This is a genomic window from Streptomyces sp. NPDC001002, assembly GCF_053599215.1.
The window spans coordinates 1-13,774 of sequence record NZ_JBSFLV010000047.1 but is presented as its reverse complement, the minus strand read 5'-3'; the positions used below and the strand labels follow the sequence as shown (position 1 = coordinate 13,774).

Here is a 13,774-nt window from a genome sequence, read left to right as displayed (position 1 = left end):
GTTACGTTTTCGCGCGGTTCACGCGCCGTCATGCCCCCGCGTTCTCCTTGACAGTGATGCGTCCCTTGCGGATGGTCGCGACCCGCGGGGCCTTCTTCGCGATCGAGGAGTCGTGGGTGACCATGATGAAGGTCAGCCCCAACTCCTTCCACATGCGCTCCAGTACGTCCATGATCTCGTCGCGCATCGACTCGTCGAGGTTGCCGGTGGGCTCGTCGGCGAGCAGCACCTTCGGTTCCTTGACCAGTGCGCGGGCGATCGCGACGCGCTGCTGCTGACCGCCGGACATCTCGGACGGCAGATGCCCGAGGCGTTCGCCGAGCCCGACCGACTTCAGCGCCTCGGCGGCCCGTTCGCGGCGGTCCTTGCCCTTGATGCCGAGGGGGACGAGGGCGGTCTCCACGTTCTCCTGGGCGGTGAGGGTGGGGATGAGGTTGAAGGACTGGAAGACGAAGCCGATGTTCTCGCTGCGGACCCTTGTCAGCTTGGCCTCGGAGAGCTTGGCCAAGTCGGTGCCGTCGAGGGTGACTTCACCTGTGGTGGGCCTGTCGAGGGCGCCGAGCATCTGGAGCAGGGTGGACTTGCCGCCGCCGGTGGGGCCCTGGATGACCAGGCGGTCGCCGTCTGCGATGTTGAGGTCGACGTTGTCGAGAGCGACGACCACTTCTTTGCCGCGGGTGTAGCGCTTGGTGACGCCTCTTAGTTCGTACATGGTGGCTCCTGGGAGGATTTGGGGTGGTGCGCTTCGTCGTTTGCTGCCGGCCTGTGGGGGCTGGTCGCGCTCACGCGGCGGAGCCGCAAATTGATACAGCCCCGCGCCCCTTAGGCCAGCTGCGGAACCGTTACTCGACTCTGCGCAGGGCATCCGCCGGGCGGAGCCTGGACGCTCGCCAGCCGCCGAACGCTCCGGCGATCAGGCCGCCCGCCACCGCGAGGCCTACCGCGAGGACCACGGTCGTGACGCTCACCGGGGCCGTCAGGGCTACGTCGAGGGTCTTGGCCGCCGCGCGGCCGGGGCCACCGAAGCCGCCGCCACCACCGCCGGGACCGCCCGCGCCACCGCCGCCGGTGCTGCCCGTCTGGGCGGTCAGGGTGGGGCTGATGGCCGTCACCACGTACGCGCCCGCGAGGCCGACGGCGATACCGAGGGCGCCGCCGAGGAGGCCGTTGACGACCGCTTCGCCGACGACCTGGCGGGTCACGCGGCCCGACTTCCAGCCGAGGGCCTTGAGGGTGCCGAACTCGCGCACGCGGCGGGAGACGGCGGAGGAGGTGAGGAGACCTGCGACCAGGAACGCGGCGATCAGGACCGCGATCGACAGCCACTTGCCGACGCTGGTGGCGAGCGAGGAGGCGGTGGAGAGGGAGCCGGAGACGGTGTCGGCGAGGTCGGCGGAGGTGGTGACCGTCGTACCCGTGACGTTCTTCTGGATCGTCGACTTGACCGAGTTGATCTTCTGGGAGTCGGTCGCCTTGACGTAGATCGTGGTGACCTTGTTCTTCGAGTCACTGAGGGTCTGCGCCTGCGTGAGCGGGATGTACAGGTTGGCGGCCGAGTCGCCGCTGTCGGCGGTGGCGATGCCGATCACCTTGAACTTGACCTTCTTGATGGTGATCGTGGAGCCGACCTTGTACTTCTTCTCCTTGGCGTAGGCCGAGTCGACGACGACGACCTTGGCGTCGGTCTCGGTCGTCTTGAAGGTACGGCCGCTGGTGATCTTCGACGAGGTGAGCGGGCCGAGGGCCGGCTTGGTGACGTCGGCGCCGTAGACGGAGTAGCTGTTGACGTCGAAGTTGGCGCCGCCGCCCTGGACCTCGCCCTGCGGCTGACCGCCGCCGCCACCGTTCTGACCGCCGCCGTTCTGGCCGCCGCCGCCCTGCTGCTGGAACTGGCCGCGGGTGAACTGCCCGTTGACCTTGATGACTTGGAGGCTCAGCCCGCCGACGGCGTCGGAGACACCGCTCTGCGAACCGACCTTGGAGACCGTCGTGGTCGCCAGGGTCTGGAAGCCCTGCACCATGACACGGTCACTGCTCTGCTCGGAGTCGGAACCGTCGGCCTGCGCGTCGAAGTTGAAGCGCGGGCGGTCCGTGGTACTCGTGGAAGCGGCGGCGGCCTTGGTGACCGTCATGTCCGTACCGAGGCCGTACAGCGACTGAAGGACCTTGTCCTGCGCCTTCCCCATGCCGGACGACACGGAGTTGACCACGATGACGAGCGCGATACCCAGCGCGAGCCCGGAGGCGACGACGAGGGCCGCCTTTCTGCGGCGGCGCAGTTCGCGCCTCAGGTAGGTGAAGAACATGGCCGCAAGCTAGGTACACCGCGTGATGACTGAATAAGGCCGACATAAGAGAACGATGAGAAGGCTGTCGGTGGGCCAAGTGCGGGCCGGGGCGGGGCTGTCAGGGAGACGTCTCGTCGCTACCGCGCGCCGAGTCGAAGACGTACCGCACCAAATCGCTGTCCTTCTTCGGAACCGCCACGTCGTACGTCCCGTCGGCCGTGGCGAGTTCGTAGCGGTCGAACTTCGGCGCCATCGGCACCTTCTCGCCGGTGGCCTTGAGCAGGAAGGGCGGTCTCAGTGTCGCGCTCCCGCTGCCCCGCCGGTCGTTCCAGACCGGGTCCTCACCGACGGCGAGGCGCAGCTGCCCCGACCTGGTCCGCGCGATCTGCTTGCCCTTTCCCACCGAGACCATGGCCGCTCCGCCGATACTGCGCGTGAACGCCGCGATCTGGAGGACCTGCCCGTCCCGGAGGTCCGCGATGTCCTGCGCGGATGTACGGCGCCGGATCCACGCCCAGCGCAACAGCACGTCCAGCATCGTTTCCGTCCCGGCAGAACGCCGAACCGCCCGCATTTCCCGCCCCATTGATTCCCGCCTCGAAGTCGAAGATCCGCAACAGGAGAACACTGAAGGCGGCCGCTCCGCAGAGCAACCGCCTTCAGTCAAGCGCGAGTCAACAATCGGTCGGATCAGACCGCCGAACCGGCCTTCCAGTCCGCCCAGCTCAGGTTCCAGCCGTTCAGGCCGTTGTCCGGGGAGACCGTCTTGTCGCCGGTGTTCTGGACCACCACCACGTCGCCGACGATGGAGTTGGTGTAGAACCAGTAGCCCGCCGTGCCGGTGTCGTTGGCGCCCTTCGTGTCGGACAGGCCCACGCAGCCGTGGCTGGTGTTGACGCTGCCGAAGATGGACTTGGCGCCCCAGTAGTTGCCGTGCACGAAGGTGCCGGAGTTGGTGAGGCGGATGGCGTGGGGGACGTCCTTGATGTCGTACTCGCCCTTGCCGTCGTCGTCGGTGAAGCCCACGGTCGCGCCGTTCATGCGCGTCTCCTTGAACTTCTCCGACATCACCATGATGCCTTCGTAGGTCTTGTTGTCCGGCGAACCGGCCGAGATCGGGATGGTCTTGATCGTCGCGCCGTTGTGCGTGATCTTCATCTGCTTGGTCTTGGCGTCGACGTAACTGACCTGGTTGCGGCCGATCTTGAAGGTGACCGTCTTCTGCTGCACGCCGTAGACACCGGACGCGCCCTCCACGCCGTCGAGCGCGAGCTTCAGCGTGACGGTGGAGTTCTCCGTCCAGTACTTGTCGGGGCGGAAGTCGATGCGGTTGGCGTTGAACCAGTGCCCGACGACCTCCTGACCGCTGCTGGAGGAGACCGTGATGCCCTTCTGGACGTCGGCCTTGTTGGTGATCGCCTTGTCGAAGTTGATCGACACCGGCATGCCCACACCGACGGTCGAGCCGTCCTCCGGCGTGAAGTTCCCTATGAAGCTGTTGGCCGGGGAGACCGTGGTGAACGACGCGTTCTCGTGGGCGACGCGGCCGTCGGAGTCCTTCGCGGCGGCGGCCAGCTTGTAGGTGGTCGAGCGCTCCAGCTGGGTGGTCGGCTTCCAACTGGTCTTGTCGGCCGACAGCTCGCCGGCGACCTTCGCGCCGTCCGCCGTCGTCATCGACACAGTCGTGAGCGTGCCCTTGCTGACGGTCACCGCGGCCGAGTTGTTGATCGACGCGTTGTCCGAGCCGTCCTTGGGCGTGATCTTGATGTCGGCCACGGACGTCTTCTTGGCCGCCGCCTCGTCCGCCTTGGCCTGCGAGGACTCGTTGCCCCCGCTGGAGGCGTCGTCGTCACCGCCGCTCGAACACGCCGAGAGCACCAGCACACCGCCGAGCAGCGCGGCCGCGACCGAAAGGCCCCTGCGCCGCTTACTGTCCGTCATCACACGCTTCTCCATCGCTGCCGATATCCCCAAAACCCCGAGAGTCCTCGCCCGCCCGAGGGTCCCCGCTGACCCCGAAGGCCCTCGCTGACACACAACCCCCGTCAACGAACTTCAACGCTACGGCCGGTTCGTCCCGTTCCACATTCCTGTTACGTGTGGGGCACGCCACGTCCGCCGGGGCGGGTGGTGCGGATGTCGGTCCGTGCGCCACCTGAGACGACGAAACCCCGGCCGGCGGTTGCCACCCGGGGTCACGTTTTCCCCAAGTCGCGTCAGGAGGCGCCGCGCGTCCCCTCGCCGCCCTCGTCACCGTCGTCGTCGACATCTCCTTCGTCATCATCCTCGTCCAGATCCCAATCCGGCGAATCGGGGTCGTAGTCGATCGGCTCGCTCGACCAGGAGGCCTGCGCGAGCTCCACCCCGGGCACCTCGCTGACCAGGTCGAACGGATCGACCAGATACGCGAGCGCCTCGGCGGTGTCTTCCGTCACAGCGTCTTCGGCGTGTACCCGCTCATCGGCCGGCATATCGTCCTCCGCGGCGATCCGGCGCAGTGCGGCCTTCGTCACGGCGTCCGCGTCGTCGACTTCGAGGACGAGCTCCACGCGAAGCCGTACAAATCGTGAGGTCTCTTCAAGGCTCATGCCGGGAGCGTAAGGCCCACAGCTCCCGTGACTTTCCCGTGACCCGCTCCTTTCACTAACATCGGCCCACACGGCCAATTCGCCAGCACCACAAGGGGATCGATATTCCGTGTCATCCGTTCGCCGTCCGTTGCTGACCGCCACCGCCGCGGGGACCCTGCTGGGTGCCCTGTGGTTCGTCCCGTCCGCCAACGCGACACAGGACACCCCGGTCAGAGACCAGCCCTCGGCGACCGCTACGACGCAGGCCAGGGCCACTTCGCAGACCGACGGGCAGACCGCCGCGCACACCGACTCGGCGGCCGAGGAGGCGCTCGGGAGCGAGACGCGGCTGGCCGACACCGGCTCCTTCGACACGACCCCGTACGTCGTCGGCGGGACCGTCTTCCTCACTCTGGGTGCCGGGTTCGTCGTCTACTCGGTGCGTCGCGAACGCCTCGGGTTCTAACCCGCTTGACGTTTCCTTGACCAGGACTTCATAGTCCGCTCATGAAGAGATCATCGAGGGTGCGCATAGGCGTCACCGCGACGGCGGGAGCGCTGTCGCTCGCCCTCATCACGGGGTGCGGCGGGGAGTCCAAGGAGACCGGGAGCGACAGCTCCTCGGCGGACAAGGACTCCTCGTCGACGACGGCCGCCAAGGCGCTCAGCGCGGCCGAGTTGGGGAAGCTGATCATCGCCAAGGGCGATCTGGACGGGTACGACGTCGAATCCGCCGACACCGGGGGCAAGTTCGCCGCGTCCAAGGACAAGGTGAAGGTCGTCGACGCCAAGTGCGCGCCGCTCGCCTACGTCCTCACGGGCTTCGCGCCGGGCGCGGACGAGAGCGCGTACGTGAACCGGATGGCCACCGAGAAGAGCACCGAGCCGACGCCGACGGGCACCTCCGACGAGGACCTGGACGCCACCATGGACAACCTCCAGGACATCCTCGACTCGACGATGACGGTCGTCTCGCTCTCCTCGTACGACGGTGAGGGCGCCGAGGAGACGCTGAAGTCCGTGTCGGACGCGGTCACCGGCTGCGCGAGCGGGTTCACGGTCTCGGCGCCGGACCAGGACACCCAGAAGTTCACGAAGGTCGTCGCCGAGAAGGCCTCCGGCACCGGTGACGAGTCCGTCGCCTTCGCGGTGTCGGGACCGGTCGAGGGCGACATGACCACGGTGCACGGCGAGGTCGTGCGGCACGGCTCCACGGTCGCCGCGTACTACTCGCTGAGCCTGGCGGCGATGGCCGGCGAGAAGGCCACGTACGACATCCCGGCGGAGCTGATCAAGGCCCAGGCGGCCAAGCTCAAGTAGCCCTGCTCCGGGGCCCGTTCGACGAGGAACGGGCCCCGGGTTCCACCCGTGAGTCCCTTACTGCAGCGGTCCGGTGACCGTCTCCGCCGCGGCCACCAGTGCTCCCTCGCGCACGAACACGTCCGCCGCGGCCAGGTCCGGCGACAGGAACCGGTCGGGGCCAGGACCCTGGACACCGGCGGCCCGCGCGGCCTCGATGACGGCACGCGAGGCGGGCGCGGGGGTCAGGCCCTCGCGCAACTCGACCGCGCGGGAGGCGGCGTAGAGCTCGACGGCGAGCACGCGCGCGAGGTTGTCGACGGCGGTACGCAGCTTGCGGGCCGCCGACCAGCCCATGGAGACGTGGTCCTCCTGCATCGCGGAGGACGGGATCGAGTCCGCCGACGCCGGTACGGCCAGCCGCTTCAACTCGCTGACCAGCGCGGCCTGCGTGTACTGCGCGATCATCAGACCCGAGTCGACACCGGCGTCGTCGGCGAGGAACGGCGGCAGCCCGTGGCTGCGGTTCTTGTCGAGCAGCCGGTCGGTGCGGCGCTCGGCGATGGAGGCGAGGTCCGCTACCGCGATGGCGAGGAAGTCGAGAACGTAAGCGACCGGCGCGCCATGGAAGTTGCCGTTGGACTCGACCCGACCGTCGGGCAGCACAACGGGGTTGTCGACGGCCGACGCCAACTCCCGTTCCGCGACCAGGCGGGCGTGCGCCATGGTGTCCCGGCCGGCGCCGGCGACCTGCGGGGCGCAGCGCACCGAGTAGGCGTCCTGGACGCGCGGGGCGTCGTCCTGGTGGTGGCCGGTGAGCTCCGAACCCTTCAGCACGGCCAGCATGTTGGCGGCGCTGGCGCCCTGGCCCGGGTGCGGGCGGATGGCGTGCAGTTCGGGGGCGAGCACCTTGTCCGTGCCGAGCAGGGCCTCCAGGGAGAGGGCCGCGGTGATGTCGGCCGACTTGTAGAGGCGGTCCAGGTCGGCGAGGGCCATGACCAGCATGCCCAGCATGCCGTCGGTGCCGTTCAGGAGGGCGAGGCCCTCCTTCTCGCGCAGTTCGACGGGCGCGATGCCGTGCTCGGCGAGCAGCTCACCGGCCGGCCGTACGACCCCGTCGGGGCCTTCCGCGTCGCCCTCGCCCATCAGCGTCAGGGCGCAGTGCGAGAGCGGGGCGAGGTCGCCGGAGCAGCCGAGCGAGCCGAACTCGTGGACGACCGGGGTGATTTGGGCGTTCAGCACGTCGGCCATGGTCTGCGCGACCTCGGGCCGCACGCCCGTGTGTCCGGAACAGACGGTCTTGAGCCGCAGGAACATCAGCGCCCGTACGACTTCACGCTCGACCCGCGGGCCCATGCCGGCCGCGTGCGAGCGGACGATGTTGCGCTGCAACTGGGCGCGGAGTTCGGGGCTGATGTGCCGGGTCGCCAGGGCGCCGAAGCCGGTGCTGACGCCGTAGACCGGCTCGGGCTTGGCCGCCAGCGCGTCCACGATCGCGCGGGCCGCGGCGAGGGCCGCCACCGCCTCCGCGGAGAGCTCGACCCGGGCGCCGTCGCGCGCCACGGCGAGAACGTCGGACGCGGTGACCCCGGACGTCCCCACCACCACAGTGTGCATATCCATATTCAGGAGCGTACGCAGTGAAGACGGAGATGTCACTACTGGGTCGGGGTTACGACCCTTACACGATCCGGGGCTTGCGAAGACCGCTGTTCGTCAGGGAGAGGGGCGTCATCAGGTGTGCCGCCCCCGGAACCGGCGCCGCTCCGCCGGAGCCGACGGCGCGGGGGTGTCCGCCAGCCGCACGACCGGGTCGTCGACGCCCTCCCGCCCGGCCACCACCGGCCGGTCCGCGTGCAGCGCCTTCGCCCGGTACTGGGCGGCGTCCGCGAGCCGGAAGAGCCGGCGCGCGGAGCGGACCGGACCGATCGGGTCCGCGGTGGACGCGACTCCGCACGCCACCCCGTCGCCCAGCTCCAACTCCCCCGCGCGGCGGCAGAGTTCACGGGCCGCCTCGACCACCTCGTCGGCGGCCGGGCCGACCGCGAGCAGACAGAACTCGTCCCCGCCGAGCCGGGCCGCGAGCGCGCCGGGCAGCATCGCCCCGCACAGCGAGAGGACGGACCCGAAGCGCTCCAGGAGCCGGTCGCCGACCGCGTGCCCCTGGGTGTCGTTCACGCGCTTGAGGCCATTCAGGTCGCAGACGACGAGGCTGACGACGGTCCCGTCGACGCGGTGCCGCTCGACGGCCTCGTCCAGCCGCAGATCGACGGCACGGCGGTTGGCGAGCCCCGTGAGGGCGTCGGTGAAGGCGAGCCTGCGCGCCTCCTCAAGGCGCTCGGTCTGGGCGATCCCGGCGGCCACGACGGAGGCGAGGACGGTCGCGAAGTCGGCGTCGGCCCGCGCGAAGACGGGAGCGCCGGTCGGCCGGGCCACGTACAGCTCGCCCCAGGCCCGTCCGTGCAGCACGATCGGCGCGACGACACAGGAGCCGCGGCCCCGGCGGCGCAGGGCGGCGACGCGCTGATGGACGTACCCGGGACGGCCCCCGGCGGCAGGCCCCTCGGCCGTCTCCACCCAGGCGTTGGGCTCGCCCCCGCCCGCCCACCGCTCGTGCAGGAACTCGGTGATCTCCGGGAACTGGTGGACGGGGTAGGACTCCTCGTCCGGGAACTCGTCCTCGTCCTCGGCCCGCTCCCCCACGTTGACGAGGACCCGCAGCCGGCTGCGCTCGCGCTCCCACACCGACAGCGCGGCGAAGCTCCCGCCGAGCGCCCGGCAGGCCCCGGCCGCCGCCGCCCGCCACGCCTCGCGCGAGCCGTGGGCCGCCGCCATGCCCTGCGCCAACGCGACGACGGCCGTGAGCCGGTTGTCCTCACCCATTACCCCAGGCTAGGGAGGTTTGGGTGGTTATGTGACTCTGGTGCGGCGGTGGGGTGAGTGGCCGTCGGTCGACGGGTTGCCCGGCGAGCAGCCGAGCCTCCGGACACCGAGTCGCCCGGCACCCGGCACCCGGCCCGCCGAATTACCCGACTACTCCCCCGGCCACTGCGGCTTCCGCTTCTCGTTGAAGGCCGCGACCCCTTCCGCCCGGTCCCCCGAGAACGCCACCGCCCGCCAGGCCGCGTCCTCGACCTCAAGGCCCGCCCGCAGATCGAGCCCGTGCCCGAGCCGCAACGCACGCTTGGCCGCGCGCAGGCCGACGGGCGAGTTGGCGGCGATTCGGGAGGCCAGCGCGAGCGCCGCCTCGCGGTCCTGCCCCGCCTCCACCAGTTCGTCGACGAGCCCCAACTCCCGTGCCTCCGCGGCCTCCAGGCGCCGCGCCGTGAAGATCAGCTCGGCCGCCCGCGCGGCCCCGACCCGCCGGGGCAGCAACTGCGTACCACCCCCGCCGGGAATCACCCCGACCGACACCTCCGGCAACCCCACCACGGCCGTCCGGTCGGCCACGATCAGGTCGCACGACAAGGCGAGCTCGAAGCCGCCGCCCAGCGCGAAGCCGTGCACGGCGGCGACGGCCGGGACGGGGAGTTCCAGTACGCCCGTGTAGGCGGCCCGCGAGCCAGGGCGCTGGCGCAGCATGTCGGCGTCGCTGAACGAGTTCCGCTCCTTGAGGTCCGCGCCGACGCAGAACGCCCGCTCGTGCGTCGAGGTCAGCACGACCGCTCGTACGTCCCGGTCGGCGCCCAGCGCGGCGCAGCCCGCGGCGATCGAGCGGGCCATCTCGATCGACACGGCGTTCATGGCCTTGGGCCGGTCCAGGACGAGCTCGGCGACATGCCCGTCCCCGTGCCGCCGTACCAGCACGAACTCCCCGAACCGCTCCTCACTCATGACACCCTCCGGTTAACGCGGGTTAACAACAGCTCCGGCCCCGATCATCGCAGGCGCGCGGGGGCGGGGGAAGGCCGAGCAGCCCGTGCCGGTTCAAGTCCGGCTCCGGGCTGGCTCCCGTCCTCGCTTCCGTCCTCGCTCCGGAGCCGACTCCCCGTTCGAGTGACAAGCCGCCCAACTCCCGCCGCACCGCCCACGGCAGCGCATAACGTGCGTCCGCCACGGCGCACCGGGGGCGCGCGGGCAGCGGGGAGGGATCGCGATGACGGACACCGAGGTCAGGGCGGGCAGGGAGACGGGTAACGGGGTCACGGGTGGCGGGGAGACCGGCGGCGGGGACACGGTGGGCGGCGGCCCCGCCCTCGGCCCACGTCTCTTCGGCTCCACCGGCCGGCACCGCAGGCCACGCCCCCGCAAGGTGCTCTTCGCGGCGGGCGGCATCGCGCTCGCGGCCGGTGTGCTGAGCCTGGTCCGGCTCGGGCCGGAGCCGGGCGGCGGCGGCATCGGCGCGGCGGAGGCGGAGCCGGGACACCAGCTCCCCGACATCGGGACCGACCGTGCGACGAACGCGGCCGCCACCCTCGCGGCGAGCCCGATCCCGTCGGCGACCTCCGTGATGGGCGGGGAGAGCGCAGCGCCCACGGCCCTCCCGATGCCGACGGCCACGACGTCACCGACCGTCCTGCCGGGAGCAGGTGCGGCAGCAGGCGTCACCTCGGTTCCCACGACCATCCCGGAGGCGCCCAACGCCCCGACGACCGCGCCCAGGGCCCCGGCCCCCGCGACGACCGCCCCCGCGCCGCGGCCGACACCGACCGCGACTCAGGCGCCGGCCCCCGCGCCGGCCCCGACCCACACCACCGCGCCACAACCGTCCCCGCAGCCCACGCACGACCCCGGCCTGTGCGTGCCGATCGTCGGCGTGTGCGTGGGCCTGCTGCACCACTGACGCTCCCTCTCGCGAGGGATGGTGGACTACGCCGTCCCGGCCCGCCGCGTGAGCAGCCAGGGCTCGACCACGCCCAGGCCGCGCACCGGGCGCTGCCACATCGGCTGGAGTCCGAAACGGTAGGTCGGCGGTTCCTCGCCCTCCTTCTCGGCGGTGGCCGCGGCCTCGGCGGCCTCCGCCTCCGAGGCGGGCGACTCGCCGCTGCGGATCAGCTCCTCCGCGAAGGCGCTGTCGACCAGCACCGCGTCCCGAGGAGCTATCGACGTCAGCCGCGAGGCCAGATTCACCGTCGTACCGAAGACATCGCCCATACGAGTGGTCACCGTGCCGAAGGCGATGCCGACCCGCAGCTCGGGCATCGTCTCGTCGTTCGCCATGGTCTCGATCAGCCGCAGCGCGATCTCCGCGGCGATCCCGGCGTCGTCCGCCGAGTACAGCACCTCGTCGCCGAGCGTCTTGATGAGCCGTCCGCCGTGCGCGGCCACCAGGTCGGCGGCGGTCGTCTCGAAGGCCTCGACGAGTTCGCCGAGCTCCTCCTCCTCCATGCGCCGGGTCAGCCGTGTGAAGCCGACCAGATCGGCGAAGCCGACCGCGAGCCGCCGGTCCACCATCTCCTCGTCGTCGGCCGCCTGCACGACCCGGCCGGTCGCGGCGGCCAGCTGGCGCCGCCAGACGTAGACGAGGAACTCCTCCAGCTCGGGCAGCAGCAGCTCGATGAGGGGGTACGTCACCTCGGTGCGCGTCATGCCCGGCTCGGGCGGCTCGGTCAGGCCCTCCAGAAAACTGTCGATCTGCCACTCGGCCAGCCGGGCGGTGGTCTGCCCGGTGGACCGGGCCACCTGCACCGCCATCGCCTCACTGAGCAGGCCCGCCTCCACCAGACCGGCGAGCCGGCGCAGGGCCAGCACGTCCGCCTCGGTGAGCGCCTTGGCCTGACCGATGTCCGCGAAGCCCATCGCCCGCCAGAAACGCGAGGCCAGTTCCATGGAGACACCCGCGCTGCGCGCCGCCTGGAAAGGGGTGTAGCGCCGCTCCGCGCCGAGGATGAGCCCTTCGAGGCGCAGGGCGAGCGGGTCCTCTCCAGGGGTCTCGCCGGGGTTGTCTGTGAGGTCGCCGGGGTTGTCGGGCGGGTCAACCCGGCCGTCCGCGCCCGCGCCGGAGCCCGTGTCGTCGACGGTCACGCCTGCTGCCCTTCCGATCTGCCGCGGTCAGGTATCGACCGGCCATAACTCTACGGCAGCTGTGCCGTAGCTCACTCCGTGGAGCGGAGGGTTGTACGACCACTCAACGACAAAACCCTCACGCCGGGCGCAGGTGGACGATGTCTCCCGCCCCCACCGGCTCCTGCACCCCCTCCGCCGTCGCGAGGACCAGGCGGCCGTCGCCGTCGATGGCGACCGCCTCGCCGGTGATCGACCGGTCGCCGGGGAGTTCGGCGCGTACGACCCGGCCGAGCGTGGCGCAGCCGGCCGCGTACGTCTCCTGGAGGCCGCTCGCCGCCGGGTCGCCGTCGGCCGCGCGCCAGCGGCCGTACCACTCCTCCAGGGAGCGCAGGACGGCCCGCAGCAGCGGGTCGCGGTCCGTGGTCACCGCGCCGGCCAGGGCCAGCGAACCGGCCTGCGGGACCGGCAGTTCGCTCTCGCGCAGGGTGACGTTGATGCCCACGCCGACGACCACCGCGTCGTCGCCCGCGCGCTCGGCGAGGATGCCGCCGGCCTTGCGTTCCTCGCCGGCGATCGTCACCAGGAGGTCGTTGGGCCACTTGAGGGCGGTGTCGACGCCGGCGGAGCGGGACAGGCCCGTGGCCACGGCGACGCCGGTGAGCAGGGGCAGCCAGCCCCAGCGGGTCACGGGGACCTCGGTGGGCCGGAGCAGGACGGAGAAGAAGAGACCGGAGCGGGCCGGTGCCGTCCACTGCCGGTCGAGGCGGCCGCGGCCCGCGGTCTGCTCCTCGGCGACCAGGACCGAGCCCTCGTCCGCCTTGCCGGACGCAGCCAGGGCGACCAGGTCGGAGTTGGTGGAGCCGGTGCTGCGCACCACCGTCACATCGCGCCACAGCCCGCCCTCCCGCACCAGCCCGCGCCGCAGCGCGACGGCGTTGAGGGGCGGCCGTTCGAGATCGGACCAGCGGCTGTCGTCTGAGGCATCACGCGGCGTCATGCAAGCCACCCTAGGTGTGGCAAACGCCGCACTGCCGATTGGTAGGCACACCACTACGCTACGGATGAGTAACCGTCCCCCCTTTTGAGCAGGCAGGGAGCCGCGATCCCGATGTCCGAGCCGGAAGAGCGCCACGAGATCCAAGAGACCCGAGGGACCGAGGGCACCCCTGGGATCGACATCCACACCACCGCGGGCAAACTCGCGGATCTCCAGCGCCGGATCGACGAGGCGACGCACGCCGGCTCCGCACGCGCCGTCGAGAAGCAGCACGCCAAGGGCAAGTTGACGGCCCGTGAGCGGATCGAGCTGCTGCTCGACGAGGGCACCTTCGTCGAGCTCGACGAGTTCGCCCGCCACCACTCCACCAACTTCGGCCTGGAGCACAACCGCCCTTACGGGGACGGCGTGGTGTCCGGCTACGGCACGGTCGACGGCCGCCCGATCGCCGTGTTCTCCCAGGACTTCACCGTCTTCGGCGGCGCCCTCGGCGAGGTCTACGGCCAGAAGATCGTCAAGGTCATGGACTTCGCCCTGAAGACCGGCTGCCCGGTCATCGGCATCAACGACTCGGGCGGCGCCCGCACCGACCCGGACGGCACCGCCCGTACCGTGCAGTTCCGCAAGATGGTCAAGTCGCTGAACGAGGACGGTCTGCGGGTCGTCATGGACGT

At 70.8% G+C, this 13,774-nt stretch carries 14 protein-coding genes; 4 read left to right on the top strand and 10 right to left on the bottom strand.

Going from position 1 to position 13,774, the window contains the following annotated elements; all coding sequences use genetic code 11:
* Positions 1 to 28: 28 nt before the first annotated feature.
* The 5 genes from ACWDR3_RS22165 to ACWDR3_RS22145 form a co-directional block, all read right to left on the bottom strand.
* Complete coding sequence (locus tag ACWDR3_RS22165; protein WP_450354235.1) at positions 29 to 712, bottom strand: ABC transporter ATP-binding protein; 684 nt, start codon at positions 710 to 712, stop codon at positions 29 to 31.
* A gap of 130 nt (positions 713 to 842) precedes the next feature.
* Positions 843 to 2,306 carry an ABC transporter permease gene (locus ACWDR3_RS22160; protein ID WP_450354234.1) on the bottom strand — a complete coding sequence of 488 codons (1,464 nt, stop codon included), beginning with the start codon at positions 2,304 to 2,306 and terminating at the stop codon, positions 843 to 845.
* 100 nt (positions 2,307 to 2,406) lie between these two features.
* Positions 2,407 to 2,826: a hypothetical protein gene (locus ACWDR3_RS22155; RefSeq protein WP_450354233.1), complete on the bottom strand. Its 420-nt coding sequence runs from the start codon at positions 2,824 to 2,826 to the stop codon at positions 2,407 to 2,409.
* Between the two features lie 152 nt (positions 2,827 to 2,978).
* Complete coding sequence (locus ACWDR3_RS22150) at positions 2,979 to 4,244, bottom strand: L,D-transpeptidase (protein WP_450354232.1); 1,266 nt, start codon at positions 4,242 to 4,244, stop codon at positions 2,979 to 2,981.
* Between the two features lie 260 nt (positions 4,245 to 4,504).
* Positions 4,505 to 4,876 carry a hypothetical protein gene (locus ACWDR3_RS22145; RefSeq protein ID WP_450354231.1) on the bottom strand — a complete coding sequence of 124 codons (372 nt, stop codon included), beginning with the start codon at positions 4,874 to 4,876 and terminating at the stop codon, positions 4,505 to 4,507.
* A gap of 109 nt (positions 4,877 to 4,985) precedes the next feature.
* Between ACWDR3_RS22145 and ACWDR3_RS22140 the strand changes: the two genes are divergently transcribed.
* Together ACWDR3_RS22140 and ACWDR3_RS22135 are read left to right on the top strand one after the other, a co-directional pair.
* On the top strand, positions 4,986 to 5,324 hold the full coding sequence (locus ACWDR3_RS22140; RefSeq protein ID WP_450354230.1) for a hypothetical protein: 339 nt from the start codon (positions 4,986 to 4,988) through the stop codon (positions 5,322 to 5,324).
* A 41-nt stretch (positions 5,325 to 5,365) separates the two neighbouring features.
* Positions 5,366 to 6,178, top strand: coding sequence for a hypothetical protein (locus ACWDR3_RS22135; protein ID WP_450354229.1), 813 nt, complete (start codon positions 5,366 to 5,368; stop codon positions 6,176 to 6,178).
* A gap of 57 nt (positions 6,179 to 6,235) precedes the next feature.
* Here ACWDR3_RS22135 and hutH read toward each other — a convergent pair whose 3' ends face one another.
* The 3 genes from hutH to ACWDR3_RS22120 all read right to left on the bottom strand — a co-directional run bounded on the left by hutH (position 6,236) and on the right by ACWDR3_RS22120 (position 9,991).
* Positions 6,236 to 7,774, bottom strand: coding sequence for a histidine ammonia-lyase (hutH, locus tag ACWDR3_RS22130; RefSeq protein WP_450354286.1), 1,539 nt, complete (start codon positions 7,772 to 7,774; stop codon positions 6,236 to 6,238).
* Between the two features lie 117 nt (positions 7,775 to 7,891).
* Positions 7,892 to 9,040: a diguanylate cyclase domain-containing protein gene (locus ACWDR3_RS22125; protein WP_450354228.1), complete on the bottom strand. Its 1,149-nt coding sequence runs from the start codon at positions 9,038 to 9,040 to the stop codon at positions 7,892 to 7,894.
* A gap of 150 nt (positions 9,041 to 9,190) precedes the next feature.
* The gene (locus tag ACWDR3_RS22120) at positions 9,191 to 9,991 is read right to left on the bottom strand and encodes an enoyl-CoA hydratase/isomerase family protein (RefSeq protein ID WP_450354227.1); all 801 of its coding nucleotides are present in this window, start codon (positions 9,989 to 9,991) and stop codon (positions 9,191 to 9,193) included.
* A gap of 262 nt (positions 9,992 to 10,253) precedes the next feature.
* Between ACWDR3_RS22120 and ACWDR3_RS22115 the strand changes: the two genes are divergently transcribed.
* Positions 10,254 to 10,940, top strand: a complete 687-nt coding sequence (locus ACWDR3_RS22115) for a hypothetical protein (protein WP_450354226.1) — start codon at positions 10,254 to 10,256, stop codon at positions 10,938 to 10,940.
* A gap of 26 nt (positions 10,941 to 10,966) precedes the next feature.
* Here ACWDR3_RS22115 and ACWDR3_RS22110 read toward each other — a convergent pair whose 3' ends face one another.
* Positions 10,967 to 12,121: an adenylate/guanylate cyclase domain-containing protein gene (locus ACWDR3_RS22110; RefSeq protein ID WP_450354225.1), complete on the bottom strand. Its 1,155-nt coding sequence runs from the start codon at positions 12,119 to 12,121 to the stop codon at positions 10,967 to 10,969.
* 118 nt (positions 12,122 to 12,239) lie between these two features.
* Positions 12,240 to 13,100 (bottom strand): biotin--[acetyl-CoA-carboxylase] ligase, encoded by an 861-nt coding sequence (locus tag ACWDR3_RS22105; RefSeq protein ID WP_450354224.1) that lies wholly within the window; start codon positions 13,098 to 13,100, stop codon positions 12,240 to 12,242.
* Between the two features lie 111 nt (positions 13,101 to 13,211).
* Here ACWDR3_RS22105 and ACWDR3_RS22100 point away from each other — a divergent pair.
* A partial coding sequence (locus tag ACWDR3_RS22100) for a carboxyl transferase domain-containing protein (protein ID WP_450354223.1) occupies positions 13,212 to 13,774 on the top strand: 563 nt, incomplete at its 3' end.

Bases quoted from the DNA above. Each gene is read 5' to 3' on its own strand.
- ACWDR3_RS22165 (WP_450354235.1), bottom strand. From the start codon at position 712: ATGTACGAACTAAGAGGCGTCACCAAGCGCTACACCCGCGGCAAAGAA.
- ACWDR3_RS22160 (WP_450354234.1), bottom strand. From the start codon at position 2,306: ATGTTCTTCACCTACCTGAGGCGCGAACTGCGCCGCCGCAGAAAGGCG.
- ACWDR3_RS22155 (WP_450354233.1), bottom strand. From the start codon at position 2,826: ATGCTGGACGTGCTGTTGCGCTGGGCGTGGATCCGGCGCCGTACATCC.
- ACWDR3_RS22150 (WP_450354232.1), bottom strand. From the start codon at position 4,244: ATGGAGAAGCGTGTGATGACGGACAGTAAGCGGCGCAGGGGCCTTTCG.
- ACWDR3_RS22145 (WP_450354231.1), bottom strand. From the start codon at position 4,876: ATGAGCCTTGAAGAGACCTCACGATTTGTACGGCTTCGCGTGGAGCTC.
- ACWDR3_RS22135 (WP_450354229.1), top strand. From the start codon at position 5,366: ATGAAGAGATCATCGAGGGTGCGCATAGGCGTCACCGCGACGGCGGGA.
- hutH (WP_450354286.1), bottom strand. From the start codon at position 7,774: ATGCACACTGTGGTGGTGGGGACGTCCGGGGTCACCGCGTCCGACGTT.
- ACWDR3_RS22125 (WP_450354228.1), bottom strand. From the start codon at position 9,040: ATGGGTGAGGACAACCGGCTCACGGCCGTCGTCGCGTTGGCGCAGGGC.
- ACWDR3_RS22120 (WP_450354227.1), bottom strand. From the start codon at position 9,991: ATGAGTGAGGAGCGGTTCGGGGAGTTCGTGCTGGTACGGCGGCACGGG.
- ACWDR3_RS22115 (WP_450354226.1), top strand. From the start codon at position 10,254: ATGACGGACACCGAGGTCAGGGCGGGCAGGGAGACGGGTAACGGGGTC.
- ACWDR3_RS22105 (WP_450354224.1), bottom strand. From the start codon at position 13,100: ATGACGCCGCGTGATGCCTCAGACGACAGCCGCTGGTCCGATCTCGAA.